We start from the raw sequence: 25,961 nt of genomic DNA, 5'->3' as shown, positions 1-25,961 counted from the left end.
TAAGATAGGTATCTATAAATATCGTAAATTAAAGAGGAAAACATGAGAAAAGTTGAAAAAGCTACAGCCACATATCATCTTTTTTTTAATGTTGCTATCTTCTTTGGTGACAGCGCAGGGCTTCAACTTGCCTAAAGGTCAAAAAATTGAAAAATTAAAGTTTCAGTTGATAAATAATTTAATTGTAGTGCCTATTGAAGTAAATGGCACTGAATTATCCTTTTTATTAGATTCTGGGGTGAGTACTCCCATATTGTTTAATATATCGGAGAAAGATTCTATCCAAATAAACAATGTTTCAGAGATTACGATAAAAGGCTTTGGAGGTGATGTTCCTATAAAGGCGCTGGTTTCAAATGGGAATCAATTCCGACTAAAAAATATAATGAATGAAGATCAGAAGCTGTTCGTTGTGATGGATAAAAGTATTAATTTTTCAACCTCCATGGGTATTCCAGTGCATGGCATTATAGGATATGACCTTTTTAGGGATTTTGTGGTTGATATAAATTATATGCGAAAAACCATTAAGTTCCGAGATTCTGAAAGTTATGTATATTCAAAAAATAAAAAAAAGCAGGTTTTACCTTTATCTATTAGGGCTAAAAAAGCATATCTGAACACAGGGCTTTATCAAAAAGATAGAAAAGAGTTTCCTGTAAGGCTTTTACTGGATACCGGAAGTAGCGATGCCCTCTGGCTTTTTAAAAATGATTCTATAAATGTACCCGATAAGCATTATGACGATTTCTTAGGTAAAGGTCTAAATGGTAATATTTATGGAAAAAGAACCAAGGTAGATGGCCTGCGTATTGGACGTTTTGTATTAAATGATACTAAAGCTGCTTTCCCCGATAAAGAATCTATGCGGGAACTGAAAAATTTGGCGGGTCGTAATGGTAGTATTGGTGGCTGCGTCTTAAAGCGGTTTAATGTGGTCTTTGATTACCAACGCAACCTTATCACTCTCCGTAAGAATTCCAATTTCGACAAACCTTTTAAATACAACTTATCTGGATTGGACCTCCAACATGATGGTATTCGTTATATAGCGGAAAGTATTGCCGACGATAAAGGGGTAGTATATAAGGATAAAAGCGATTTTGGTAATGTGCAGTTGCTTTTTGAGGGTCAGACTAGACTAAGTGTTGCTCCAGAAATTATTGTATCCGCCATTAGAGCGGGGAGTCCCGCACATGAAGCTGGCCTAAAAGAGGGTGATATTATCTTAGCAGTAAACGGTAAAAAGATTCATCGTTATAAGCTGCAAGACATTCTTGAGATGATTAATGAAAAGGAAGGTAAACGTGTTAAATTACTAATAGAACGCTATAATTCTGATTTGCTCTTTTCCTTTGTTCTTAAAAACATGCTCAAATAAAAAACCCCAATCTTTCGATTGGGGTTCAGTTTAAATTTTAAGATAATGTTATTTCCCGTCAGCGGCTTTAACTTCACCTTTAATTTTAAGAACCTTAGTAGGTGTTTCTGCATTAGAAATAACGGTAATCGCTTTTCTAATAGGACCTACACGGTTAGTATCATATTTTACAGAAATCTCACCTGTTTTACCTGGTAAAATTGGGTCTTCAGGTTTTTTAGGAATGGTACAACCACAACTAGAACTTACCTTGCTAATAATTAATGGCGCTTGGCCTGTATTTGTAAATTCAAAAACACGGACGCCATCGGCTCCTTTTTGAATTTCACCGTAATCTACGGTTTCAGATTTGAATTCGATTTTAGCGGCCTTGTCCTGTGCGGTTAGGGATAAACCCATTAGGCCAATAAATAATACGAGTACTATTTTTTTCATTTTATTAAATTTAGGGAATCTCAAAAATAAATCTTTTCAGATGAACCTCCAAAATTCTTTTGTTATCTGTTAACGTTACTTATTTTTGTTTCGTATTTAAAATTAGGCAAAATTGCCATAAATTATATATAACGTAACATCAAATTACGGTCTTTATTGTTATGACCGTTATTACTTAGACAAAAACCGTTCCAAAAATATGGATATCCCTTCTAAATATGACTCCCTAAAAGCTGAGAACCACTGGTATGATTACTGGATGGAGCACGATTATTTTTCATCTACCCCAGATGAAAGAGAGCCTTATACTATTGTAATTCCTCCTCCAAATGTAACTGGAGTACTCCATATGGGACATATGCTGAATGTCACTATTCAGGATGTATTGACCAGAAGAGCCCGTTTAATGGGTAAGAATGCATGTTGGGTTCCGGGAATGGACCACGCTTCTATTGCTACTGAAGCTAAAGTTGTGGCAAAATTGAAATCTCAAGGTATAGATAAAGCTGATTTAACTCGTGAAGAGTTTCTAAAACACGCCTGGGATTGGACAGACGAGTATGGCGGAGTTATTCTTGGTCAACTTAAAAAATTGGGTGCTTCGTGTGATTGGGAACGCACTAAATTCACCATGGATGACGATATGTATAAATCGGTCATCAAGGTTTTTGTTGATTTATTCAATAAAGGTTTGATTTACAGAGGGCACCGTATGGTGAATTGGGATCCTGAAGCGCAGACTACCCTTTCTGATGAAGAAGTAATATATGAGGAAAAGCAGGGTCTTTTGTATTACTTGTCATACCCAATTGAAGGTTCTGATGAGCGCGTAACAATAGCGACAACGAGACCTGAGACTATATTAGGAGATACCGCTATTTGTATTAATCCTAATGATGAACGATACCGTCATTTACAAGGAAAAAAAGTAATTGTTCCCATTTCTGGTAGGGTGATACCGATTATAGAGGATGAGTATGTAGATATTGAATTTGGTACAGGATGTTTGAAAATAACACCAGCACACGATATTAATGATAAGGCTTTGGGTGAAAAGCACGGCCTTGAAACTATAGATATCTTTAATGCAGATGCAACTCTAAATTCTTTTGGATTGCATTATGAAGGAAAAGACCGTTTTGTAGTTCGAAAAGAAATTACCAAGGAACTTGAAGAAAAAGGATTTTTGGTTAAAAAGGAGAACTACGTTAATAAAGTAGGTACTTCAGAACGTACTAAAGCTGTTATTGAGCCTCGCTTAAGTGATCAGTGGTTCTTAAAAATGGAAGATTTGGTAAAGCCTGCCATCACAGCGGTACTTGAAACTGAAGAAGTAAAATTCTTCCCTAAAAAGTTCGAGAATACCTATCGTCACTGGATGGAGAACATTCGTGATTGGAATATTTCACGCCAATTGTGGTGGGGACAGCAGATTCCCGCCTTTTATTTTGGTGATGGACAAGAAGATTTTGTAGTAGCAGAAACTGCAGTTGAAGCCTTAAAATTGGCTCAAAAGAAATCAGGAAATGCCAATTTGACAGAGGCGGACTTAAGACAAGATGAAGACGCTTTAGATACTTGGTTTTCTTCTTGGTTATGGCCTATTAGTGTGTTTAATGGCATTTTAGAGCCGGATAATAAAGAGATAAATTACTATTATCCAACCAATGATTTGGTGACCGGTCCAGATATTATTTTCTTTTGGGTAGCTAGAATGATTATTTCTGGTTATGAATACCGTGATGAACGTCCTTTTAAAAATGTATACTTCACAGGATTGGTACGTGATAAGCAACGTAGAAAAATGTCTAAGTCGCTCGGGAATTCTCCTGATGCGCTTAAATTGATAGAAGACTATGGGGCAGATGGTGTTCGTGTTGGACTTTTATTAAGCTCTGCTGCGGGTAACGACCTAATGTTCGATGAAGATTTATGCCAGCAAGGTAAAAACTTTGCCAATAAAATATGGAATGGTTTCCGTTTACTAAAAGGGTGGGAGATAGCAGATTTACCACAACCTGAAGCATCAAGATTGGGTATTGAATGGTATAAAGCTAAATTCAATAAGACCTTAGTAGAGATCGAAGACCATTTTAGCAAGTATCGTATTTCAGATGCGTTAATGGCAATTTATAAGTTGGTTTGGGACGATTATAGTTCATGGTTATTGGAAATTATTAAGCCAGACTATCAGAAACCTATAGATAGAACAACTTATGAAGCAGTGATTGTTTTGTTTGAACAGAATTTGAAACTGTTACATCCGTTTATGCCATTCTTAACAGAAGAGGTTTGGCAGCATATAACAGAGCGTACGCCAGAAGAGGCTCTAGTAGTCGCGCAATGGCCAAAAGTAGAAAAGGTTGATGAAGCGCTAATAGAAAGTTTTGATGTGGCTGCAGAAGTGGTATCAGGTGTTCGGAATATTCGAAAAGAAAAGAATATTCCAATGAAAGAAAGCTTGGAGCTTATGGTTCTCAACGAAGGAAATTTTGCTAAAACTTGGGATGTGGTTATAGAAAAACTGACCAATGTTGGTGAAGTTGCTTATGTTGATGCAACGGTAGAAGGTGCTTTGTCTTTCCGTGTAAAAAGTAATGAGTACTTTGTTCCAATGAGTGGCGCAATTGATGTTGAAGCCGAAATCAAAAAGATTGAAGAAGAATTAAAGTATACTAATGGCTTTTTAAAATCTGTTCAGAAGAAACTTTCTAATGAGCGATTTGTGAGCAATGCTCCAGAAAAAGTTATTACTATGGAACGCCAAAAGCAAGCAGATGCTGAGGCTAAAATAGAAACGCTAGAGAAAAGTTTGGCAAGTTTGAAGTAAGCTTTTTTCTTAAAAATTGAAACAGCCGAATATTCTTTAATTAGAATATTCGGCTGTTTTGTTTAGTAGCTTTAATGACTTCTGTAATAACTTTTAGTTTTAGAGTGATTTAGAAAGTATATCATTGTTTTTAGTTCTTTTTTATTCTATTCATTGGTCTTGTGTGGTTGAATTATGAATTACAAACTGCCAAATGAACTGAAATTCATTTATGACCGTATATTGTTATGTCTTGAGACTTTAATGACATCGAAAATTAGTTTGTATAGCTCCATATTCTTACTTGGGTACATTTTTTTTAAGATTTGTCTGATCTGCTTAAGCCATTGGAGGCCCCAATTGTCATGATTTTAAATGTTCCCCCATTGTATGACTTCGAGGTCCTTCTTTTTTCTGCTACTAATAATTTTTAGTCAGTATATCTTCATTATTAGTTTTTCATGTTTATATTTATGTAAAACCAGCATAACATGAAAAAGATAACATTTATAGCAGCTCTTTTATCGGTTTGTTTTGTGACTTCACAAGAAACTAAGACCGAAATTCTATCACCTGAAATTCAAATTAAAACTGCGGTTTTGCCTGCCCCGGAGGCAGATAAAGATGCTGCCATGGTCTATGGATATGATAGTTCTGGAAATTTGACGGTATTAAGAGAGGGGACCAATAATTTGATATGTATTGGTGATGATCCAACTAAAGAAGGAGTCAGCGTGGCGTGTTATTCCAAAACATTGGAACCTTTCATGAAAAGAGGTAGAGAACTTACCGCAGAAGGAAAGAATACAAAAGAAAAAAGGGAGATTCAAGGTGCAGAGGTAGCATCTGGTAAATGGCAAATGCCTATTGTGCCAAGTATGCTATATATTTATTATGGTAGCGATGAGGCTTACGATAAGAAAACAGGTGAATTGGGAGATGGACAATACCGATATGTTATCTATACTCCATTTGCTACGGCAGAATCTACAGGTTTACCTTCAAAACCTCATGAAAAAGGAATGCCTTGGCTTATGGATCCAGGTACTTTTCGGGCACATATCATGGTAGGTCCTTTTAATTAATTTTCTAAGTAGGAACGATAATGTTGAGGTTCACTAATTTTAATAGTGTTCAGATATAATATTGAGTTAATTCCACTGAATTAATCAATCAATTTTTAAGTTATGAGACCTTATATTTTAGCAGAAACGAATTGGGAAGCCTTAAAGGATGAAAAATTTGATTTAGCCATATTGCCTTGGGGTGCGACCGAAGCCCACAACTACCATTTGCCCTATGCTACGGATAATTATCAAGCAGACCATATGACTGCAGAATCTGCCCGTGTAGCATGGGAGAAAGGAGGGAAGCCTATTGTTTTACCTACGCTTCCGTTTGGGGTTAATACGGGACAGTCTGATGTTTATTTGGACATCAACTTAAACCCAAGTACGCAACTTGCTATTTTAACTGATATAGTAGAAGTACTCAATAGACAGGGGATTTATAAATTACTGATTTTTAATGGTCATGGAGGTAATAATTTTAAGCCTTTAGTCCGTGAGTTAGGATATAAGTTTCCTAAAATGTTCATCAGTTTTTGCTTCTTTCCCGGGGTGTTGGACAAGGATTTGTATTTTGATGAAAAAGGAGACCATGCAGATGAAATGGAAACTAGTCTAATGCTTCATTTACGACCTGATTTGGTGTTGCCAAGAGAAAAATGGGGGGACGGTGCTTCTAAAAAATATAAAATAAAATCTTTTTCAGAAGGTTGGGCTTGGGCTGAACGAGAGTGGTCAAAAATAAGTGAAGATACTGGTGTGGGTAATCCACATAAATCTACAAAAGAAAAAGGGGAGCGGTTCTTTAATGATGTAACCCGGAAAATGGGGCATTTTATCTACGAACTCTGTCAAGCAGATACAGAAGACCTTTACGAATAGAATAGGCTTTAGAATAGTTCAAAAGAGTATTTATTTTTTCTTTCTAACTTCAACTTTAACGAGTTTAATATATGCTTTCATGGCATCATCTCGCTTAATGTTTTTAGCCTGAATAAGGGCATTTGCTTTAAAAGCATTGATAAGGGGAGTACTGCTACCCGGATTACTATAGTTTCTATTGGCTATTTTATAATAGGCATAGAGTTTTAATAGTAAATCGGCCGGCAAGGGTTCTGTAAAGCTGTTCATAAACTCTACGGCCTTGTCGAAATCAATATGTAATTTCTCCTTCTTCATTCTTTTTTAGAACTGCGGCAACACAAGTTTCTGCACCGATTACTTTTTGGTTTAGTTTAACGGTAATTGCACAGTCTAATGGCAAAAACAAATCCACTCTTGATCCAAATTTAATAAAACCTGCATCTTCACCTTGCTGAACGTTGTCACCTTCTTCCGCATAATTAACAATTCTCCTTGCTAATGCACCGGCAATCTGTCTGTAAAGGATATCTCCAAATTTAGGTGTACGTATAACCACGGTTGTTCGTTCGTTCTCTGTGCTGGACTTAGGATGCCAAGCTACCAAATATTTACCAGGGTGATATTTTGAGTATTTTACACTTCCGCTTACCGGATAACGTGTAACATGCACATTGGTAGGAGACATGAAGATAGAAACCTGTATGCGCTTGTCTTTAAAGTATTCAGTTTCTTCAACCTCTTCAATAACAACTACTTTTCCATCTACGGGAGCCAAGATGTCATCAAAGTTTTTAGCTGCCCTACGTGTAGGGTTTCTAAAGAATTGCAGAATCAAAATTAAAAACACAAGTGCAATTAATTGAATTCCCAACCGAAGCCATGGAATATCAATAGCGTATTGAGAGCCAAGTACAACTAAAGCCACAATAAAAAAGGTGATCAGGATAATTTTTTGACCCTCTCTATGAAACATGCGCGAAAATTTTTAAAGTTAAGTATGCAAACGGTGCAGCAAATATTAAACTATCTAGGCGATCTAGCATGCCGCCATGGCCAGGTAAAATAGCACCACTATCTTTTACGCCTGCCGTCCTTTTAAATTTTGACTCAATTAAATCACCTAAGTTACCTGTAACTACAATTACAATAGCCAACATAACCCACTGTAGGGGATTTAAGATGGGCTCGTACTTAGCTATAAAATAAGCCGTTCCAATGGCGAAAACTAAACCGCCAAGTGCACCTTCAACTGTTTTCTTTGGTGATACCGCAGAGAACAACTTTGTTCGCCCAAAGCTACGACCAACAATGTAAGCAAACGAATCATTTACCCAAATTAAGATAAAAATACCTATAATTAGAAACTTGGCAAAGTCATTATTGGTATATGGAATCATTGTAAGGAAAATACAACCACCTCCTACGTAGAATAAACCAATAAGAAATTTTTGAATTGTATTGAAGAGTTTAGTCCTTTTGGAAAAAAGAAAAAACAGAAGCATAAAGTTTACGGCTAGAGTACATCCCAAAAGAACGTAAACCGAATACATTTCGCTTACGAAATATATGTAGGCCCACCATAGAATTAAATAGGCGCCATAAATATGAAGTCCCTTTAACCCAACAAGTTTTTTGTATTCATTTAGACAGGCAAGTCCAAATATCATAAATAAAAAGTCGAAAGCATCTGAACTTAAAAAGACCACGGACAATAGTAAAAGGATGTAAACAACTCCAGTAATCGACCGCCTTAAAATTTCCTTCATACTATTATAGGTCTTCCAGAAGTAAAAGGTACAAATTCTTAGAACTGCTTCCGTAAGTTAGGAAATCATCTGAATTTCCTTCATTTGCTTGAAAGTGCTTTAGTGTAGTAATGTTGGCTGGAATGTTATGACCGTATTTTTTCTTAATCGTTTTTAAACCTTCGCCTATAGACTCTACTAGCTGACTAGTAGTGGCAAATACGATTACATTGTAAGGTAGTTCGTTCAGTTTTTTATCCATTAGTTGATTAGAACAAACCAATATAGATCCATTTTGAGCGATTAAATGCTCGCAAGTGGTGAAAAAGACTTCACTATCCCTACTAGTATCTGTAAATCTGATGTTTTCTTTTGCAAACTTTTCTTTCAGCTTTGGGTTCATGACATAGAAGGGGTGTTCCTGCCAGCTATTCTCATTAACGATATTCTTTACCGCCTGAGAAATTTCAGAAAATGAATCGCAGTAAAGAAATTTACCACCATTTTGTTTAAAATGTATGGTAAATTTCTCGTCTACAGGAATGTTCAGGTCGGGCATATGCGCACCTCTGGTTTCCGCTGTTTCTTTGGAAACCTTCTTTTGCTTACCACCGCCGAATAATTTGTCAAATAGCCCCATTTGCTCTTATAAAACTCAATGCGTGTTCTCCTCTAGTTAAAGAAAACGCTAAATATTCTTATTTATTTTCTTCATCTTCTTCTGCTACAGTATCCTCGGCGGATGATTTGTTGGCAGAAAGTTTTTCTTGTCCTTTTTTATCGAATGTTTCACCGAAATCTCTTTTGCCGAAAATCTTCTCTAAGTCTTCTTTAAAGATAACTTCTTTTTCTAGTAATCTTTCAGCAAGAATAGTAAGCTTGTCTTTATTATCGGTCAATACTTGAATAGCTCTTTGGTATTGCTCTTCAATAATTTTAGAAATCTCTTTGTCAATCTTTCTGGCAGTATCCTCGCTGTAAGGTTTTGAGAAACCATATGAATCTTGCCCTGAAGAATCATAAAAGGTAACGTTACCAATCTCTTCATTAAGACCGTAGATAGTTACCATTGCTCTGGCTTGTTTGGTTACTTTTTCCAAATCGCTTAAAGCTCCTGTAGAAATCTTGTTGAAAATAACTTTTTCAGCAGCTCTACCACCCATAGTGGCACACATTTCATCTAGCATTTGCTCTGGACGAACAATAAGGCGTTCTTCTGGTAAATACCATGCAGCGCCTAAGGATTGACCTCTTGGGACGATAGTTACTTTCACCAACGGAGCAGCATGTTCAAGCATCCAACTTGTAGTGGCATGACCCGCTTCATGGTAAGCAATAGTTTCCTTCTCACCAGGAGTGATTATTTTATTCTTTTTCTCTAATCCACCAACAATTCTGTCAACGGCATCCAAGAAATCTTGTTTAGTAACGGCTTTTTTCTCTTTTCTGGCAGCAATCAATGCAGCTTCATTACAAACATTGGCAATGTCCGCACCAGAGAAACCAGGTGTTTGTCTCGCTAAAAATTCTGTATCTAAAGCTTCAGCAGTTTTAATAGGTCTTAGGTGAACTTCAAAAATTTCTTCACGTTCCCTAATGTCCGGTAAGTCTACATATATCTGTCTGTCAAAACGTCCAGCACGCATTAATGCTTTATCCAATACATCTGCACGGTTGGTAGCGGCTAATACAATAACGTTGGTGTTTGTACCAAAACCGTCCATCTCAGTAAGTAGCTGGTTAAGTGTGTTTTCACGTTCATCATTAGAACCGGTAAAGTTGTTTTTACCACGTGCACGGCCAATAGCATCTATCTCATCTATAAATATAATGGCAGGTGATTTATCTTTAGCTTGTTTGAAAAGGTCACGTACTCTAGACGCACCAACACCAACAAACATTTCCACGAAATCAGAACCAGACAGAGAGAAGAAAGGTACTTTAGCTTCTCCTGCTACAGCTTTCGCTAAAAGGGTCTTACCTGTTCCCGGAGGACCTACAAGAAGGGCTCCTTTAGGTATCTTTCCTCCAAGAGAAGTATACTTGTCCGGGTTTCTAAGAAACTCAACAATTTCTTCGACTTCTTCTTTTGCGCCTTCTAGACCAGCAACATCTTTGAAAGATGTTCTAGTGTCTGTCTTCTCGTCAAAAAGTTTTGCTTTAGATTTTCCAATGTTAAAGAGTTGGCCACCAGCACCGCCGCCGCCGCCGCCAGACATTCTACGCATCAAATAAATCCAAATACCAATTATTAGAACAAAAGGTAATATGCCTAAAAGAAGGTCCATTAGATAATTATTGTCAGTATCATAATCGACAATAGTATCTAGGTTATTTTCTTTTTTTATGTTCTTTATTTCATTCTCAAAGTTCTGTAAATCACCATAATCCAACACATACTGAGGTACAACACCTGTTGAAGGAAGTAATGGCTTTTCAGCTACATCTTTATGAACATCCTTTGCCATAGCTTCGTCTGTTAGGAAGACTTTAGCCTGACGGGTATTGGTAATGATCATAATTTCTTTGACATCACCATTTCTAAGGTATTCTTGTAACTCAGAAGTTGTTGTTTTTTTTGTACTGGCTAAGTTGCCACTACCTATAAATTGAAAACCAATTAAAAGTATTGCGATCAATCCATAAATCCACCATGAGCTGAACTTCGGTTTCTTTGTATTCGTGTTGTTATCTTTAGCCATTATTTTTTTTTACTGATTCAAACTGCTACTACTTTCTATCTTGGTTACTTTAGCGTCTCCCCAAAGGCCCTCAATATCATAATACTCCCGAATATGTTTCTGGAAAACATGTACAACAACATTAACGTAATCCATTAGTACCCATTCCGCATTGTCTTCGCCTTCTACATGCCAAGGTTTATCTTGGATTGCTTTACTAACGATTTTACGAACTGATCCTACTATGGCGTTTACATGTGTGTTTGAAGTACCGTTACTAATTATAAAGTAGTCACAAACTGTGTTTTCTATATCTCTAAGATCAAGTAAATAAATATCATGACCCTTAACTTCTTCTATTCCCTGTAATATCAATGCAATTAGTTCATCTGCACTGGCTTTGCTTTTTTGCATTCAAAAATTTTAGTTTGTACAAAGTTATTATTTTTTTGTTCTTTTAGACCTAGTTTTTTATAATAGATACAATATATTCTAAATAAGCCTAGCATGAACATAATCAAACTTGATGCCACGGACTCTACAAACGCATATTTAAAGCGTTTGTTGTCTGATGGTTTGGGGGCTGATTTTACAGTAATTACCGCAAAAAAACAGCTGAAAGGTAAAGGTCAGATGGGTGCTAAATGGGAATCTGATTCTGGTAAAAACCTTACGTTTAGTGTTTTAAGACAGGATTTGGGTTTAAGTGTTACTGATTATTTTGTTTTAAACATTTGTGTTTCGCTAGCCGTTTACAAAACCTTAAAGGCGCACCAAGTGCCAGATTTAAGTATAAAATGGCCCAACGACATTCTGTCAGGTACTTCAAAAATTTGTGGAATTCTTATTGAAAATATTCTTTCTGGAAATTTAATAAATACCGCTATTATAGGAATTGGCCTTAATGTTAACCAAACCTTCTTTGGTGAACTGGAAAATGCATCGTCTTTAAAACTGATATTAGGGAGCAATTTTGACTTAGATGAGCTACTACATGAAGTTGTAGAAAACCTAAAATCAATTTTTTTAGAATCAAATACTAATAGCATAGAAAATCTCTGGAAAGCTTACGAAGAGGTTCTTTTTAGAAAAGACAAACCCTCAACTTTTGAGAATAAACAAAATGAGTTGTTCATGGGCTTTATTCGCGGAGTTTCACCAACAGGGAGACTTCAAATAACGCTTGAGGACAACGTGCTAAAAGAATTTGATATTAAAGAGGTGAAATTGCTCTACTAATTAAATCTTCGTTAAGTTATCAGATAAAGTACCCATAAAATTTGTTATGGGATGCTTGATCATCATAGCCATCATAGCGTTAAACTTACCTTCAAAACTTAAAGACACTTTACTTTCTGTATCGCTTACGGCAATAATATCTGCAGTTAACGTAAATGGTAATTTATCGCTTGCTGCACCTAAAATAATTTGACTGTTAGGAGTCTGGGTTTGGCGTTCCAATACAATTTGAGGCATGCCTTTTAGTGCAAAAAGAAATCGATCTTCGTTTATTACTTCAAACTTATCGATATTATCCGGCATCAATTTTTCGAAATTCTTTAGGTCTGTCAAGAAATCATAGACTTCTTTGTCTCCCTTTGAAATATCTTTTTGAGGTGTTTCTATGTGCATAGTACTATTATTGTTGCCATTTAGATGGATTTTTTCTCCATTCAAATAAGGTGTTTAACTGATCTTCTTTAATAAATTTAGTGTCTGAAGCTTGCTCAATTAGATGCTCATAGTCGCTTAATGTGTTTAAAGAAACATTTTTTTCTTCAAAATTACTTTGCGCAACATCAAAACCGTAAGTAAAAATGGCTAACATGCCCTTAACATTGGCGCCAGCCTCCGTTAAAGCGTCTACAGCGTTCAAACTACTTTTTCCAGTACTAATTAAATCTTCAATAACTACTACTGTTTGATTGGGTTCTAATTGCCCCTCAATCTGGTTTTTTCTTCCGTGAGATTTTGGCTCAGGTCTTACGTATATGAACGGAAGTCCTAAGAAATCTGCAACTAAAGCCCCAATTCCTATAGCGCCAGTGGCTACTCCGGCAATAATATCCGGTTTGCCATAAAGTGCTTCTACCTGCTTTGCCATTTCTTCTCTAACGAAGTTTCTAATGACAGGATAGGAGAGTATTATTCTATTATCACAATAGATTGGAGATTTCCATCCGGAAGCCCATGAGAAAGGATTTTCCGGTTTCAACTTAATTGCATTAATTTGCAATAGAAGTTCGGCCGTTTTCTTGGCGGTATTTTTGTCTAAAACCATGACGCAAATGTATAAAGTTTTTGTGAACGAATTGCCTTTGATCCTAACAAATAAACTCTCGGAAACTGGAGGTGGTGAATATTTTTTGCTAAACGAAGCTTCTATTCAAGAAGCTATAAAGGCGTTGAGGAAGAAAAAATTGACCGAAGCCTACATATATCACCCTAATCATGAGGATATTCTTAAGAAGTTTACTCATAAAATTCCGCTAGTAGTTGCAGCGGGTGGAGTGGTTACGAATGACTTGGGAGAGGTGCTATTTATCTATAGAAATGATAAATGGGATTTGCCAAAAGGAAAATTGGATAAAGGTGAGTCTATAGAAGCTTGTGCCATAAGAGAAGTTATGGAAGAAACTGGTGTAAAAGATTTACGGATAGAGAACTTCCTTAGAATTACCTATCATATATTCAGCAATAATGGGGTGTATACTCTAAAAGAGGTGCATTGGTATGCAATGAGAACTAGTTTCATGGGAAAACTTAAGCCAGAAAAGAAGGAAGGAATAATTAAAGCAAAGTGGAAAGGTCCCAAAAAGATCCAAGAAGCACTTTTAAATTCTTACAACAATATAAAAATCCTTTTTGGGGCATAAGCATTAGTTTTTCATTATTCTATATACCGGATATTGCAAATGGGCCGCTTCATAATGGTCCGAATGTTTATAAAGCCAATCTAGTTGCACGTACCAATTAGTGTTAAATGTTGTGTCGTTAGCTTTCTTTGAAAGGAAACTATCTCTCAATATTTGATTTTCTTCTAGTAATTTTGCTGCTTCATCTTCAAACACGTAAGGAGAGAAACCTTCTTTTTGTTGTAAAACCGAATCGAAAAAATTCCAATTAAAGAAAGAATCTTTTGTTTCGGGTTCCAAGGTTTCCAAAATATACCTAATACCTTCTTGCTCCGTAGGAATGATAATATCCCCTTGTTGAAATTTTAGTTTTTTAGTGGAGTTTGTTACTTCCGTATCATAGTGCGGGTAATGGCCTTCGTATGGGTAGTCTAAGGTCTTGTAGCTGTCTATTTTGTACGATTGTACAGTAAGTACCGTGTCTTTCTTAATGGTGTTATAGTCTATTTTGTTAAGTTCTAATAACGAAAGAGCTTTACGCCATCCCTTTTTTAAAATGTAAGCTTCGGGAATTATCACGGAATCAACAGCTTTGTAAAAATTTTGATAGGCTACTTTTTTGGTAAAGGGCCTGGTTCTGTCATATTTTAGACGCGTTAACCCTGTGACTTCACTGGTAAGTATGTCACCTTCATATCCCTTAAAATCTAAAATTGTAGTTTTTGTAGTATCTACCTGCCATTTGGTAGGGTAGTGGGTCCAATCTTTATGTCTGTGTTTTGCTTCTGCTCTAAGTTGTTTTATTTGTTTAAAATCTGTCTCTGCTAAATCAATCATTTTGGTCATTAGAGTATAAGTGCCATCTACTCTTTGTTTGTAAGGTTTAAGCATGTGAGTTTCTACCATCATGCCAAACGTATTCCATAATGTGGTATAACCTGTAGAGTATCTAGGGTAATCCATAAATTGAGAAAACCCTTTTTCCGGTACTTGGTTAAAAACATTTACATAGGGAGTAATATCCCATTCCGCGTCCTGCAATGATTTTTCTAGGGACGGCATCATCTTATTGTTAACGTATTTGCCCAATTCGCCACCTAATTTGTCGTGTTGGGTAAAGAGGTGTGTCAGCGTGTATTGGTAATCCGCCCCATTACTTACATGGTTGTCTATAAAAATATCAGGTTTAACCATATGGAAGATTTGAAAAAATGTTCGCGCATTTTTTGTGTCCGCCTTAATAAAGTCTCTATTGAGGTCATAGTTAAGTGTGTTCCCGCGAAAGCCGTATGATTTAGGTCCGTTCTGGTTTGCTCTGGTTGAGCTGTTCCTGTTTAGCGCTCCACCAACATTGTAGATGGGTATAGTGACCAACACAGTATTTTTTGGAGCCTTTAATTTACCTGTGGCAAAATCCCTATACAGCATCATTGTAGCATCAATACCATCACTCTCGCCAGGGTGTATGCCGTTGTTAATGAAAAGAATAGTTTTCTTGTCGCTTATTTTTTGAAAGTTGAAGTCCCCGTCAGGGTTGTAGGTAATAATATGTAGTGGGTGCCCACTATCTGTATCACCAATAGTCTGCATGTTTATTTCAGGAAACTCCTTAGCTAAATGAATATAAAAATCTATTGTTTCTAGATATGTGGCAGTTTCATTGCCATCACTAAGTTCAAAATGAGTTTTATGATCTGCTGTCTTGTCCTGCTGTTCTGTTTCGCATGAAAAACAAACCAGTACGACTACCAAAAGAATGGTAAATAAGAAGGGGTTGATACTCGTAGATATTCGTCGCATATATCAAAAATAAGCAAAAACAGGTAAGCTTATACTATGCAATTTTGGTAATCTCGGCAACGTGTTCTTTACGGATGGGTTTATTATTGAAGGTAATGGTATGGGCAGTTTTTTTCTTGAAATCCTCCCAATTTTGCAAATCTAGGGTGTCAATAGAAGAGGTGATAATGTTTACCCTTACCTTATCTGTTAAGTTTAGGGTTATAAATTCATCTAAGAATTGCCACCCGTCCATAATTGGCATATTAATGTCCAAGAAAATTACCTGAGGCGTTTTTTTATTTTCCTCAATTCTCTTTTTAATTCCTTCTATTGCCAATTTACCATTACGGTATACCGTAATGTCACTACAATCAACCACAAGACTCAACATCTTTTGAATGCCAAAAACCGTAATAGGGTCATCGTCAATAATGCAAATGCTTTCAATTTTGTTCATTAAAATATATTTTGAAGGTAGTACCTACGCCTACCTCACTAGCAACTGTCACTTTGCCGTTCATTGCCTCTATTTGGTTTTTGGTTATGTAAAGACCAATGCCTCTGGAGTCACTGTGATCATGAAAGGTCTTGTACATTCCAAATAATTTGTCGCCGTATTTTTTAAGATCAATACCTAAGCCGTTATCTTCAATAGATAGAACTATAAATCCGTTTTCGCTTATTGCACTCAACGTAATTAATGGTGGTCTATCTGGGTGTTTATATTTTACAGCATTTGTAATGAAGTTCATTAAAATACTGTCTATATATGAAGGAATAACTTTTATGGCCGTATGTTCAGATATCGCATTTATTATTTTAGCATTATTGTTGACTAAAAATTCTTTTAGATTTCGTTTTACGGAAACTATGCGCTGATTTAATCGAATAGGTTTTCGTTCAAGATTGATGTTCGTGTTGATCGCCACTACCTCGTTCAGATTTTCTAATGTCTCCAATAAATTATCCGATGCATGTGTAAGCATTTTAACAATGTGGGTCTTTTCTTCTTCGTTTTTTTCGTTGGTAAGAAAATCCAATAACATGGAGAAGTTAGCGGTATGTGAACGTAGGTTGTGAGAAACAATGTGAGCAAAGTTTACCAGTTTCCTGTTCTGTTGTGAGGTAACGTTTATAAGGTCACGTAATTCTTGTTCCTTTTGCTTGATGTCCGAGATATCCATACTGATGCCTACCAGACCCTGAGCTTTACCATTATTTCCTAACAAAGGTATTTTTGAAGTAAGGAAAGTAGCTATTCTACCGTCTTTAGTTTCGTTTATAGTCTCCCTACTTAATATAGGAATAAGAGTTTCCATTACTTGTAGGTCCTCAGCTCTAGAAAGTGATGCAACATCCTCATTGAAAAGCTCAAAATCACTTTTCCCCAATAATTTATCGGCATTGTCAACACCCATATAGTCACATTCTGATTTGTTAACCAGAATTTTTCTAGATTCAGTATCTTTTATAAATACGTTTAATGGCAAATTGTCAATAAGCGTGCGGAGTAAGAGTTCATTTTCTTTGGTCTTGGTTTCTGATTGTACCTCTTTTTCAATATTTTGTAAAGTTCCTTTAACGCCCACTATTTTGCCATCTAAATAGGTTGGCATACCGGCTATTTGAACCCAAATTTCTTTTCCTTTGGAAGTTCTAAACTGTAATTTTTCGTTCCATTTGGTACCCTTGCTCATGGTTTCATGAACCAACATAGATACGGTATTTCTACTGTATCCATCTTTATAGGAAGAAATGGCAGCATCAAACGTAAATTCGTAATCTTGGTCAACATCATATATTTTGCGAATCACATCACAACATACAAGTTTGTCATTTAAAATATCGTAATCCCAAACTCCAATCTGACTAATCTCGCACATAGCGTCCAAAAGCGATTGAAGTCTATCTCCTTCTTCGTTTTTAAGTTTTTTTTCGGTAATATCTTCAAAGTGAATAATAAGACCAATGGTTTCGCCAGTATCATTTTGCCATGCTGTACATGCCCATTTATACCATTTTGAACCGGCAGCACTTTTTAGAGTGTAATTTAGATTCGCATCATGAGACTCATCCGTAAGGTAATTGTAAAGTTTTTTCTCCCAATTGTCACTAAGGGTTGTGAAAAGTTCATTGATTGGTTTGCCAAAAGTGTTTTTAGCTTCAAAAGAAAAGTCACTCATAAACTTGTCGGACGCATAAATAACCTCGAACTTTTTGTTCGTGAAAACAGTGGCCGTTGGCAGCTGTTTTACAAGTGGGTTATTTTGTATGGTTTTGGTTCCGTTCAAGATCATGTGGTAATTTCTTACTAAACTAGGCGCATTTGGCGTGATAATTAAACCTTTGTTGTGAATAGTATCAAACTCGTTGTGTTGCTAGGATAATAGGATGTTTGGCTTAGTTAAAAAACCATTTATGTTGTATTTACTTACAAAATACAAATAATTAATAACAATAGCCTCCCTTGAAATATCATATTCGGAAATAAACTCAAAAAATTAAGATATACGGACAGTATCAGGCACAAGGCTGGTATAGTCGCCACCATTACGAATTACATCTCTAACGATAGAAGAACTGATGTAAGATTTTCCTGAACTTGTGAGTAAAAAAACGGTTTCTATCTCAGATAATTTTCTATTTGTGTGTGCAATAGCTTTTTCAAATTCAAAATCTCCGGGATTTCGTAAGCCTCTTAAAATGAAATCGGCATCTACTTTCTTACAGAAATCTACTGTAAGACCTTCGTACGTAAGAACTTTAATTTTAGGTTCATCTTTAAAAGCAGTTACAATAAACTTCATACGCTCCTCTAGTGAGAACATATATTTTTTATCGGCATTTACGCCAATAGCTATTATAATCTCATCAAAAAGAGTAATGCCTCTTTGAATTATATCAGAATGACCTAAGGTAAGTGGGTCAAAGGAACCTGGGAATATAGCGCGTCTCATATGTTCTACAGAAATTTGGAGCTGGTTTTGCCCGTTCTTATAAAGTTATCCTTTTTTACTTAAAGCTTCATCTACGGCACTGGTGAACAATTCTTCAAGAGTAATACCGGCCTTTTCTGCCTGCTGTGGCAAAATACTTTCAGTAGTAAGGCCAGGAGTGGTATTCATTTCTAACATAAAAGGTTCGTCGCCAATAAAAATAAACTCGCTTCTGGAATAGCCTTTCATTTTTAATACCTCGTATGCACGTTTGGCAAGTTCTTCAACCTTTTCTTGCTGTATTCTGGAAATACGAGCTGGAGTAATTTCTTGAGATTTTCCCTCGTACTTTGCCTCGTAATCAAAAAAGTCGTTTTCTGTTACTATCTCCGTAATAGGTAAAACTTTCGTTTTGCCTTTATAGGTTATAACACCAACGGAAACTTCCGTGCCGTCTAGAAAAGATTCAATGATAATTTCATCATCTTCTTTATAGGCATTTTCTATGGCACTCTTTAGACTCTCCTTTTCATGAACTTTAGAAATACCAAAACTGCTTCCGGCCTTATTTGCTTTTACAAAACAGGGTAAACCTACTTTTTCGATTATAGCCTCTTCATCTATTTTATCACCTAAGTTTAAATAATAGGATGGCGCAGCGTTAATTCCGTAAGGTTTTAAAACACTTAAAAGGTCTCTCTTGTTAAAAGTAAGGGCAGATTGGTAATAGTCGCAAGAAGTCTGTGGCATACCCAGCAGTTCAAAATAAGCTTGCATAAGTCCGTCTTCTCCCGGTGTACCATGAATTGCGTTAAAAACACAATCAAAACTGAGGGTTTTATTTCCTAGGTTTACGGTAAAGTCATTCTTATTTATGGGGTGCTCTTTTTCATTCTCATCAACATAGACCCATTTGTCCTTAAAAATATGGATAGGGTAAGTATTGAACCTTTCCTTATTAATGTAGGTATGCACCACATTTCCACTTTTTAGCGAAATTTTATATTCGCTACTGTAACCACCCATAATAATGGCAATATTTTTCTTCATACGACCGTTTAAAATTTACTCAATAAAACGAAACCGAAATTAAACAAAAAAAGCAACACGAGTTCACTATATTTGTTGCGTTAAAAGGAACCCGATGCGTAATTTTTTCAATTTTTTAAAAAGTAAGGTATTTTTTATTCAAATAGGTCTAGCCATATTGGTTTTGATACTTTTTGTTTTTTTTACGTTACGTTGGTTAAGTTCAACCACAAATCATGGTGAATTTGTTGAAGTACCTGACTTTGGTAAAATGTCCGTACCGGATATGCGCAAAGCTGCAGAGGAGGCAAAATTAAGATATGAGGTCTTGGATTCTGCTAATTTCAATCCAGATTATCCTAGATTCTCTATTATAGAGCAAACACCTCCCGCAGGTAATAAGGTAAAAGAAAATCGTAAAATATACTTTACTGTAAATCCATCTGGTTATAAGAAGGTTTCTGTACCTAATATAATACAGGTTACACAACGTAATGCAGAATCTATGCTGCGCGCCGTTGGTTTAGATGTACAACGCGTTACATATATAGACCAATTGGGTAAAGACATGGTATACTATATAAAGTATAAAGGAAAACAGATTAAGCCTGGTGATAAACTACCTAAAACTTCAAAAGTAGAATTGGTTTGTGGCAACGGTTCTATAACCGAGAAAGCAAGGGTTCAAGCAGATTCAGAATAATACATGCAAACACCAGAAAATCAAGAACCAAACGATGATGACCTTTTTGAGCATCACCGTGTCATAGCCTCTAAGGGGCAAGAGCCGTTAAGAGTAGATAAATTCTTAATGAACTTTATTGAATACGCTACCCGAAATAAAATTCAACAATCTGCTAAAAGCGGACATATTTGGGTGAATGGGACTATCGTAAAACAAAATTATAAGGTAAAACCAAATGATGAGGTAAAGGTGTTATTTGAACATCCGCCTCATGAATTTCTTTTGATTCCAGAAGATATTCCTATAGATGTTGTCTATGAAGATGATGTTCTGTTGGTTGTGAATAAGCCTGCAGGTATGGTCGTGCATCCTGGTCATGGAAACTATTCCGGGACACTTATAAATGCACTTTTACACCATGTTAAAGATTTACCTTCAAACAGTAATGAACGTCCTGGTCTTGTACATCGTATAGATAAAGACACTTCAGGGTTATTGGTAGTTGCCAAAACGGAAGCCGCCATGACACATTTGGCGAAACAATTCTTTGATAAAACTTCTGAAAGGGAATATGTTGCCTTAGTATGGGGTAATGTTCAAGATGATGAGGGTACTATAGAAGGAAATGTTGCTAGAAATCCTAAGAACCGCCTTCAAATGCATGTTTTTCCTGATGGAGATGAAGGTAAAGAAGCCGTAACGCACTATTCTGTAATAGAGCGGTTGGGTTATGTTACTTTGGTGTCGTGTAAGTTAGAAACTGGTCGTACGCATCAAATAAGGGTGCATATGAAATATATTGGCCATACGCTTTTTAATGATGAGCGCTATGGAGGTGATAAAATTTTAAAAGGAACCACGTTTACAAAATATAAACAGTTTGTAGATAATGCCTTCAAAATTTTACCGCGTCAGGCATTGCATGCTAAAACGCTAGGTTTTGTGCATCCCGTAACTGGAGAAACTATGCGATTTGATTCTGAGATTCCGCAAGACATGGTAGAGTGTATTGAAAAATGGAGACATTACTCAAATCACAGCAGCTAACTTATAAATAACATTGATACCCGTATCAATAACTCTTTTCTTTAGCCATAGGTCACGTTGATAATCATCAGTATTTTTACCTTAAGTTTTAGAAAATAGACACTAGTATGAAAATTGTTATCTCACCTGCAAAATCATTGGATTTTGATAAAGATTATCCCAGATTTAGGGAAACACAGCCTCAATTTTTAGATGAAGCCTTAAAGCTGAACAAAATTTTAGCCAAGAAAAACCCGAAAGACCTATCTGAATTGATGGGCATTTCAGATAAATTGGCACAGCTTAATTATGAAAGGAATCAAAGTTTTGAGGTGCCTTTTACTTTGAAAAATGCCCGTCCTGCTATTTATGCTTTTAATGGTGATGTCTATCAAGGTTTAGACGCCTATAGCATGCCCGCGCGTAATGTGGAGAAACTGCAGGAAAAACTACGGATTCTTTCTGGTCTCTATGGCTTTTTACGTCCTTTAGATTTAATGCAACCCTATCGTTTAGAAATGGGTACACACTTAAAAGTGGGTAGAAAGAAGAATCTTTACGAATTCTGGAAAAAGACTTTAACTGAGGAATTAAATTCAGAGTTGAAAGAAGATGAACTTTTTATCAACTTAGCGAGCAACGAATATTTTAGTGCAATAGATAAAAAGGCATTAAAAGTTCCTGTAATAAGTCCTGTTTTTAAAGACTGGAAGAATGACAAGCTTAAGATAATCAGCTTTTATGCTAAAAAAGCACGAGGTTCCATGGTTCGTTACATTATTGACAAAGATGTAAACACGCTAGATGAACTTAAGGGGTTCAATTATGACGAGTATGAATTTAGTGAAGCACACACCGTCAAAGAAAACGAACCCGTTTTCATTAGATAATTATTTCTTTTTTTTAATATCAATTTTTTCTTCCACGGTAGGGCGTCTCTTGATTTTTCTTGGTCGCCTTGCCCCAAAAGAGCGATTTGCAATTTTGCCTCTTCTCGTTTTTATATCTCCTCGTCCCATATCTTTCTATTCTTTGTTTTAATATACAGTTTTAGATTTACAACTTCAAATGAAGTGTCTAAAAACCACTTTATTTGTCTGAGAAACTTCACAATTTTCCTTTAATTAATAGGCTTTTGATATTGCTATAGTAAGTCAAAAAAGTTAAGTTTGTTTGAATCGGTTTTTAAACACGAATTTAAACAACGCAGAAATGAAAATAGAGAAGGTTTTAGTAGCGAATAGAGGAGAGATTGCTATACGTATTTTCAGGGCCTGCGTTGAAATAGGAGTTCGTACAGTGGGTATTTATACTTACGAAGATCGGTATTCTCTACACCGCTATAAAGCTGATGAATCCTACCAAATTGGAGAGGACAACGAACCGCTAAAACCGTATTTAGACATTGACGCCATTATAAAGGTGGCAAAGGAGAATAATGTAGATGCCATTCACCCGGGTTACGGATTTCTATCTGAAAATGCCAAATTTGCTCAAAAATGTGAGGATAACGGTATTGTTTTCGTTGGACCTAAAGTATCAGTTTTAAAAGCCTTAGGCGATAAGATTACTGCTAAAGAAGTGGCGGTAGCGAATAATATTCCTGTTATTCAAAGTAGTGATAAAGATTTAACAGATGTAAAAATAGCCATTACGGAAGCCAAAAGAATTGGTTATCCGTTAATGTTAAAAGCAGCTTCTGGCGGTGGTGGTCGCGGAATGCGGGTTATTAGAACACAAGAAGAATTAGAAAAAGGTTTTCCAGAAGCTAAAAGAGAATCATTGAACGCCTTTGGCGATGATACGGTTTTCTTAGAAAAATTTGTTGAGAATCCAAAGCATATAGAAGTACAAATTGTTGCTGATACGCATGGTAACATAGTACACCTTTATGAGCGGGATTGTTCGGTGCAAAGAAGGTATCAGAAGGTTATAGAATTTGCGCCATCTATAGGGCTTCCCCAAGAAACAAAAGATAGTCTGTATAAATATGCAATAGATATTTGTAAGGCGGTTAATTACAATAATATTGGTACCGTAGAATTTCTGGTAGATGATGATGGTAGTATCTATTTTATTGAAGTAAACCCTCGTATACAGGTAGAGCATACGGTTACAGAAATGATTACCAATATAGATTTGGTAAAGGCACAATTGTTTATCGCCGGTGGATATAAACTTTCCGATACCCAAATTAAAATACCTAATCAAGAATCTGTTCAGGTAAATGGTATTGCACTGCAGTGTAGAATAACAACAGAGGACCCGTCTAATGACTTTAAGCCAGATTATGGCGTAGTAACTACGTATAGAAGTGCTTCTGGTTTTGGTATTCGTTTAGATGCAGGAAGCATCTATCAAGGTGTGGTTATTTCTCCTTTTTTCGATTCAATGCTGGTAAAGGTATCTGCACGTAGCCGAACTTTAGATGGTTGTTGTAGAAAAATGAGACGTGCTTTGGCGGAGTTCCGTATTCGCGGTGTAAATACGAACATGGCATTTTTAGATAATATTCTAAAGCATGATACTTTCCGTGAAGGAAAAGTAACGGTTAATTTCATTAAAAATGAACCTAAACTTTTTGAGTTTGTAGAGCCTAGAAATAGAGCTAATAAGCTTATTACATTTATAGGAGAAACTATTGTAAACGGAAACTCTGACGTTAAAAATTACGACCCTAACCGAAAATTCACAAAACCGAAAGTACCATCGTTTTTAAAAACGGACAGCTATCCTAAGGGAACAAAAGATTTGTTGATCGAGATGGGGCCAGAGAAGTTTTCCCAATGGTTAAAAGCGGAGAAAAAAGTACATTTTACGGATACCACCATGCGTGACGCCCACCAAAGTTTATTGGCGACCCGTATGCGAACGGTAGATATGATGAAAGTAGCCGAAGGTTACGCTAAAAATCATCCTGAGATATTTTCTATGGAGGTTTGGGGTGGTGCCACTTTTGATGTTTGCTTGCGGTTTTTACACGAAAACCCTTGGGAGCGTTTAGCTCTTCTGCGAAAAGCAATGCCAAATGTACTGTTGCAAATGCTTATTCGTGGTTCAAATGGAGTAGGGTATACTGCTTATCCAGATAACCTGATTGAAAAATTTGTAGAGGAATCTTGGAATACTGGAGTAGATGTCTTTAGGATTTTTGATTCATTAAACTGGATGAAATCCCTTGCGCCATGTATTGAACATGTGCGAAAGCGAACGGGAGGTCTAGCAGAAGGTTCCATCTGTTATACAGGTGATATTTTAGATCCTTCCAAAACAAAATACGACTTAAAATATTACATACAACTGGCTAAGGATATAGAGAATGCCGGAGCCCATATTCTTGGAGTAAAAGATATGGCCGGACTTTTGAAACCAAATGCCGCTTTTGAGCTAATTTCGGCATTAAAGTCAGAAATAAATATTCCTATTCATTTGCATACGCATGATACGTCTTCCGTGCAAACGGCTACTTATTTAAAAGCTATTGAAGCTGGAGTAGATGTTGTAGATGTGGCTTTAGGAGGTCTTTCTGGGCTTACCTCGCAACCTAACTTCAACTCGGTTGTAGAGATGTTGCGCTTTAATGAGCGGGAGAATAAAATGAATACCGATAAGTTAGCCGAGTATTCTGATTATTGGGAAGGTGTAAGAAATTACTATTACACTTTTGAATCTGGATTGAAGTCAGGTACGGGAGATGTGTATCATCATGAAATTCCTGGTGGACAATATTCCAATTTAAAAGGTCAAGCTATTGCTTTGGGTCTTGAAACCAAGTTTACGGATGTGACCAAAATGTATGCTGAGGTTAACCAAATGTTTGGTGATATTGTAAAAGTTACACCTAGTTCCAAGGTAGTAGGAGATATGGCTCAATATATGGTTAGTAATAACCTGACTGTAGCAGACGTGATGGAAAAAGGTCAGGATATTTCCTTTCCGGAATCTGTAAAAAGCTTTTTCAGGGGAGACCTTGGGCAGCCAGTTGGTGGATTTCCTAAGAAATTGCAGAAGATTGTTTTAAAGGATGAGAAACCATATACGAATAGACCTAATGCTCACCTAGAACCAATAGATTTTGATAAGGAGTTCAAAGCTTTCAAAAGAAAGTTCAGTAAAGGAATGGGTAGACCGCTTGAAATGACCGATTTACTTTCGTACCAATTATATCCAAAAGTGTTTACGGATGCATATAACAACCATGTAAAATATGGTAATGTGGTGAACATACCTACCAAAAATTTCTTTTATGGTATGGATGTGGGCGAAGAGATTATGGTGGAGCTTGAAGGCGGAAAGAACGTTTTAATTTCTTTAATGCTTAAGGGAGAACCTGATGAAGCTGGAAACGTTAGTATTTTCTTTAAAATTAACGGACAGCTTAGAAACGTTTTGATAAAGGATACATCTGTAAAAGTCGAAAAGCAAGAAAACGTAAAGGCAGATTCTTCTGATCCAAAACAAATTGGTGCACCATTGCAGGGGCTATTGTCTACCGTGTTAGTTAAAACAGGGCAGGAAGTAAAAAGAAACCAACCATTGTTTGTAATCGAGGCCATGAAAATGGAAACTACGGTAACAGCTACGGAAGAAGGTGTTGTTGCTAAAGTTCAATTGAAAGGTGGTTCTTTGGTGAATTCTGATGATTTGGTGCTGACCCTTAAATAGG

The 25,961-nt window shown here is 36.3% G+C and carries 25 protein-coding genes; 10 read left to right on the top strand and 15 right to left on the bottom strand.

What is annotated here, in order from left to right; translation table 11 throughout:
• The first annotated feature begins 52 nt into the window (after nucleotides 1–52).
• Entirely contained in the window at nucleotides 53–1,381 is a 1,329-nt protein-coding gene (locus HW347_RS11325; RefSeq protein WP_225901902.1) for a PDZ domain-containing protein, read from the top strand.
• Between the two features lie 48 nt (nucleotides 1,382–1,429).
• On the opposite strand, the gene HW347_RS11320 is transcribed toward HW347_RS11325, so the two are convergent.
• Nucleotides 1,430–1,816, bottom strand: coding sequence for a DUF1573 domain-containing protein (locus tag HW347_RS11320; RefSeq protein WP_155597559.1), 387 nt, complete (start codon nucleotides 1,814–1,816; stop codon nucleotides 1,430–1,432).
• A 199-nt stretch (nucleotides 1,817–2,015) separates the two neighbouring features.
• On the opposite strand from HW347_RS11320, the gene HW347_RS11315 reads away from it, so the two are divergent.
• From HW347_RS11315 to HW347_RS11305, 3 genes are all read left to right on the top strand, one after another.
• Nucleotides 2,016–4,646 carry a valine--tRNA ligase gene (locus HW347_RS11315; protein ID WP_214611956.1) on the top strand — a complete coding sequence of 877 codons (2,631 nt, stop codon included), beginning with the start codon at nucleotides 2,016–2,018 and terminating at the stop codon, nucleotides 4,644–4,646.
• Nucleotides 4,647–5,116: 470 nt separating this feature from the next.
• Nucleotides 5,117–5,710 carry a hypothetical protein gene (locus HW347_RS11310; protein ID WP_214611955.1) on the top strand — a complete coding sequence of 198 codons (594 nt, stop codon included), beginning with the start codon at nucleotides 5,117–5,119 and terminating at the stop codon, nucleotides 5,708–5,710.
• A 102-nt stretch (nucleotides 5,711–5,812) separates the two neighbouring features.
• Nucleotides 5,813–6,574: a creatininase family protein gene (locus tag HW347_RS11305; protein WP_214611954.1), complete on the top strand. Its 762-nt coding sequence runs from the start codon at nucleotides 5,813–5,815 to the stop codon at nucleotides 6,572–6,574.
• A 30-nt stretch (nucleotides 6,575–6,604) separates the two neighbouring features.
• On the opposite strand, the gene HW347_RS11300 is transcribed toward HW347_RS11305, so the two are convergent.
• The 6 genes from HW347_RS11300 to rsfS are packed head-to-tail and all read right to left on the bottom strand — an operon-like array spanning nucleotide 6,605 to nucleotide 11,396.
• The gene (locus HW347_RS11300; protein WP_214611953.1) at nucleotides 6,605–6,871 is read right to left on the bottom strand and encodes an acyl-CoA-binding protein; all 267 of its coding nucleotides are present in this window, start codon (nucleotides 6,869–6,871) and stop codon (nucleotides 6,605–6,607) included.
• On the bottom strand, nucleotides 6,846–7,529 hold the full coding sequence (locus tag HW347_RS11295) for a phosphatidylserine decarboxylase family protein (protein ID WP_155597554.1): 684 nt from the start codon (nucleotides 7,527–7,529) through the stop codon (nucleotides 6,846–6,848). Before HW347_RS11295 ends, HW347_RS11300 begins: the two co-directional genes overlap by 26 nt.
• Complete coding sequence (locus HW347_RS11290; RefSeq protein WP_214611952.1) at nucleotides 7,519–8,322, bottom strand: phosphatidate cytidylyltransferase; 804 nt, start codon at nucleotides 8,320–8,322, stop codon at nucleotides 7,519–7,521. The genes HW347_RS11295 and HW347_RS11290 overlap by 11 nt, the downstream gene beginning before the upstream one ends.
• A 4-nt stretch (nucleotides 8,323–8,326) precedes the next feature.
• A complete protein-coding gene (locus HW347_RS11285; protein WP_214611951.1) occupies nucleotides 8,327–8,941 on the bottom strand; it encodes an LUD domain-containing protein in 615 nt (204 codons plus the stop codon).
• 58 nt (nucleotides 8,942–8,999) lie between these two features.
• Nucleotides 9,000–11,003, bottom strand: a complete 2,004-nt coding sequence (gene ftsH / locus HW347_RS11280; RefSeq protein ID WP_214611950.1) for an ATP-dependent zinc metalloprotease FtsH — start codon at nucleotides 11,001–11,003, stop codon at nucleotides 9,000–9,002.
• A gap of 9 nt (nucleotides 11,004–11,012) precedes the next feature.
• Entirely contained in the window at nucleotides 11,013–11,396 is a 384-nt protein-coding gene (rsfS, locus tag HW347_RS11275) for a ribosome silencing factor (RefSeq protein ID WP_155597550.1), read from the bottom strand.
• A 93-nt stretch (nucleotides 11,397–11,489) separates the two neighbouring features.
• On the opposite strand from rsfS, the gene HW347_RS11270 reads away from it, so the two are divergent.
• On the top strand, nucleotides 11,490–12,221 hold the full coding sequence (locus HW347_RS11270) for a biotin--[acetyl-CoA-carboxylase] ligase (RefSeq protein ID WP_214611949.1): 732 nt from the start codon (nucleotides 11,490–11,492) through the stop codon (nucleotides 12,219–12,221).
• Here HW347_RS11270 and HW347_RS11265 read toward each other — a convergent pair whose 3' ends face one another.
• Together HW347_RS11265 and pyrE are read right to left on the bottom strand one after the other, a co-directional pair.
• A complete protein-coding gene (locus tag HW347_RS11265) occupies nucleotides 12,222–12,614 on the bottom strand; it encodes an SRPBCC family protein (protein WP_214611948.1) in 393 nt (130 codons plus the stop codon). It lies immediately after the preceding gene.
• 7 nt (nucleotides 12,615–12,621) lie between these two features.
• Nucleotides 12,622–13,263, bottom strand: coding sequence for an orotate phosphoribosyltransferase (gene pyrE / locus HW347_RS11260; RefSeq protein WP_214611947.1), 642 nt, complete (start codon nucleotides 13,261–13,263; stop codon nucleotides 12,622–12,624).
• 7 nt (nucleotides 13,264–13,270) lie between these two features.
• Here pyrE and HW347_RS11255 point away from each other — a divergent pair, with 7 nt between their 5' ends.
• A complete protein-coding gene (locus HW347_RS11255) occupies nucleotides 13,271–13,858 on the top strand; it encodes an NUDIX hydrolase (RefSeq protein WP_155597546.1) in 588 nt (195 codons plus the stop codon).
• A 3-nt stretch (nucleotides 13,859–13,861) separates the two neighbouring features.
• Here the strand turns inward: HW347_RS11255 and HW347_RS11250 are convergent, their stop codons facing one another.
• From HW347_RS11250 to HW347_RS11230, 5 genes are all read right to left on the bottom strand, one after another.
• On the bottom strand, nucleotides 13,862–15,637 hold the full coding sequence (locus HW347_RS11250) for a M14 family metallopeptidase (RefSeq protein WP_225901901.1): 1,776 nt from the start codon (nucleotides 15,635–15,637) through the stop codon (nucleotides 13,862–13,864).
• A gap of 34 nt (nucleotides 15,638–15,671) precedes the next feature.
• Complete coding sequence (locus HW347_RS11245; protein ID WP_214611946.1) at nucleotides 15,672–16,076, bottom strand: response regulator; 405 nt, start codon at nucleotides 16,074–16,076, stop codon at nucleotides 15,672–15,674.
• Complete coding sequence (locus HW347_RS11240) at nucleotides 16,063–17,916, bottom strand: PAS domain-containing sensor histidine kinase (RefSeq protein WP_214611945.1); 1,854 nt, start codon at nucleotides 17,914–17,916, stop codon at nucleotides 16,063–16,065. The genes HW347_RS11245 and HW347_RS11240 overlap by 14 nt, the downstream gene beginning before the upstream one ends.
• A gap of 204 nt (nucleotides 17,917–18,120) precedes the next feature.
• On the bottom strand, nucleotides 18,121–18,576 hold the full coding sequence (coaD, locus tag HW347_RS11235) for a pantetheine-phosphate adenylyltransferase (RefSeq protein ID WP_155597543.1): 456 nt from the start codon (nucleotides 18,574–18,576) through the stop codon (nucleotides 18,121–18,123).
• Nucleotides 18,577–18,621: 45 nt separating this feature from the next.
• Nucleotides 18,622–19,605, bottom strand: a complete 984-nt coding sequence (locus HW347_RS11230; RefSeq protein ID WP_214611944.1) for a D-alanine--D-alanine ligase — start codon at nucleotides 19,603–19,605, stop codon at nucleotides 18,622–18,624.
• A gap of 94 nt (nucleotides 19,606–19,699) precedes the next feature.
• Between HW347_RS11230 and HW347_RS11225 the strand changes: the two genes are divergently transcribed.
• The 3 genes from HW347_RS11225 (at nucleotide 19,700) to yaaA (ending at nucleotide 22,185) form a co-directional block, all read left to right on the top strand.
• Nucleotides 19,700–20,287 (top strand): PASTA domain-containing protein, encoded by a 588-nt coding sequence (locus HW347_RS11225; protein WP_214611943.1) that lies wholly within the window; start codon nucleotides 19,700–19,702, stop codon nucleotides 20,285–20,287.
• Nucleotides 20,288–20,290: 3 nt separating this feature from the next.
• Nucleotides 20,291–21,316: an RluA family pseudouridine synthase gene (locus HW347_RS11220; RefSeq protein WP_214611942.1), complete on the top strand. Its 1,026-nt coding sequence runs from the start codon at nucleotides 20,291–20,293 to the stop codon at nucleotides 21,314–21,316.
• Nucleotides 21,317–21,423: 107 nt separating this feature from the next.
• Entirely contained in the window at nucleotides 21,424–22,185 is a 762-nt protein-coding gene (yaaA, locus tag HW347_RS11215; RefSeq protein WP_214611941.1) for a peroxide stress protein YaaA, read from the top strand.
• Here the strand turns inward: yaaA and HW347_RS11210 are convergent, their stop codons facing one another.
• Complete coding sequence (locus HW347_RS11210; RefSeq protein WP_155597538.1) at nucleotides 22,186–22,314, bottom strand: 30S ribosomal protein THX; 129 nt, start codon at nucleotides 22,312–22,314, stop codon at nucleotides 22,186–22,188. It abuts the gene before it with no gap.
• Between the two features lie 193 nt (nucleotides 22,315–22,507).
• On the opposite strand from HW347_RS11210, the gene HW347_RS11205 reads away from it, so the two are divergent.
• The gene (locus HW347_RS11205; protein WP_214611940.1) at nucleotides 22,508–25,960 is read left to right on the top strand and encodes a pyruvate carboxylase; all 3,453 of its coding nucleotides are present in this window, start codon (nucleotides 22,508–22,510) and stop codon (nucleotides 25,958–25,960) included.
• The last annotated feature ends 1 nt before the right edge of the window (nucleotide 25,961 follow it).

Source organism: Zobellia barbeyronii (assembly GCF_018603515.1).
Lineage (GTDB): Bacteria > Bacteroidota > Bacteroidia > Flavobacteriales > Flavobacteriaceae > Zobellia > Zobellia barbeyronii.
The sequence above is the reverse complement of the archived record's forward strand: the minus strand, read 5'-3'. Positions and strand labels throughout refer to the sequence as shown.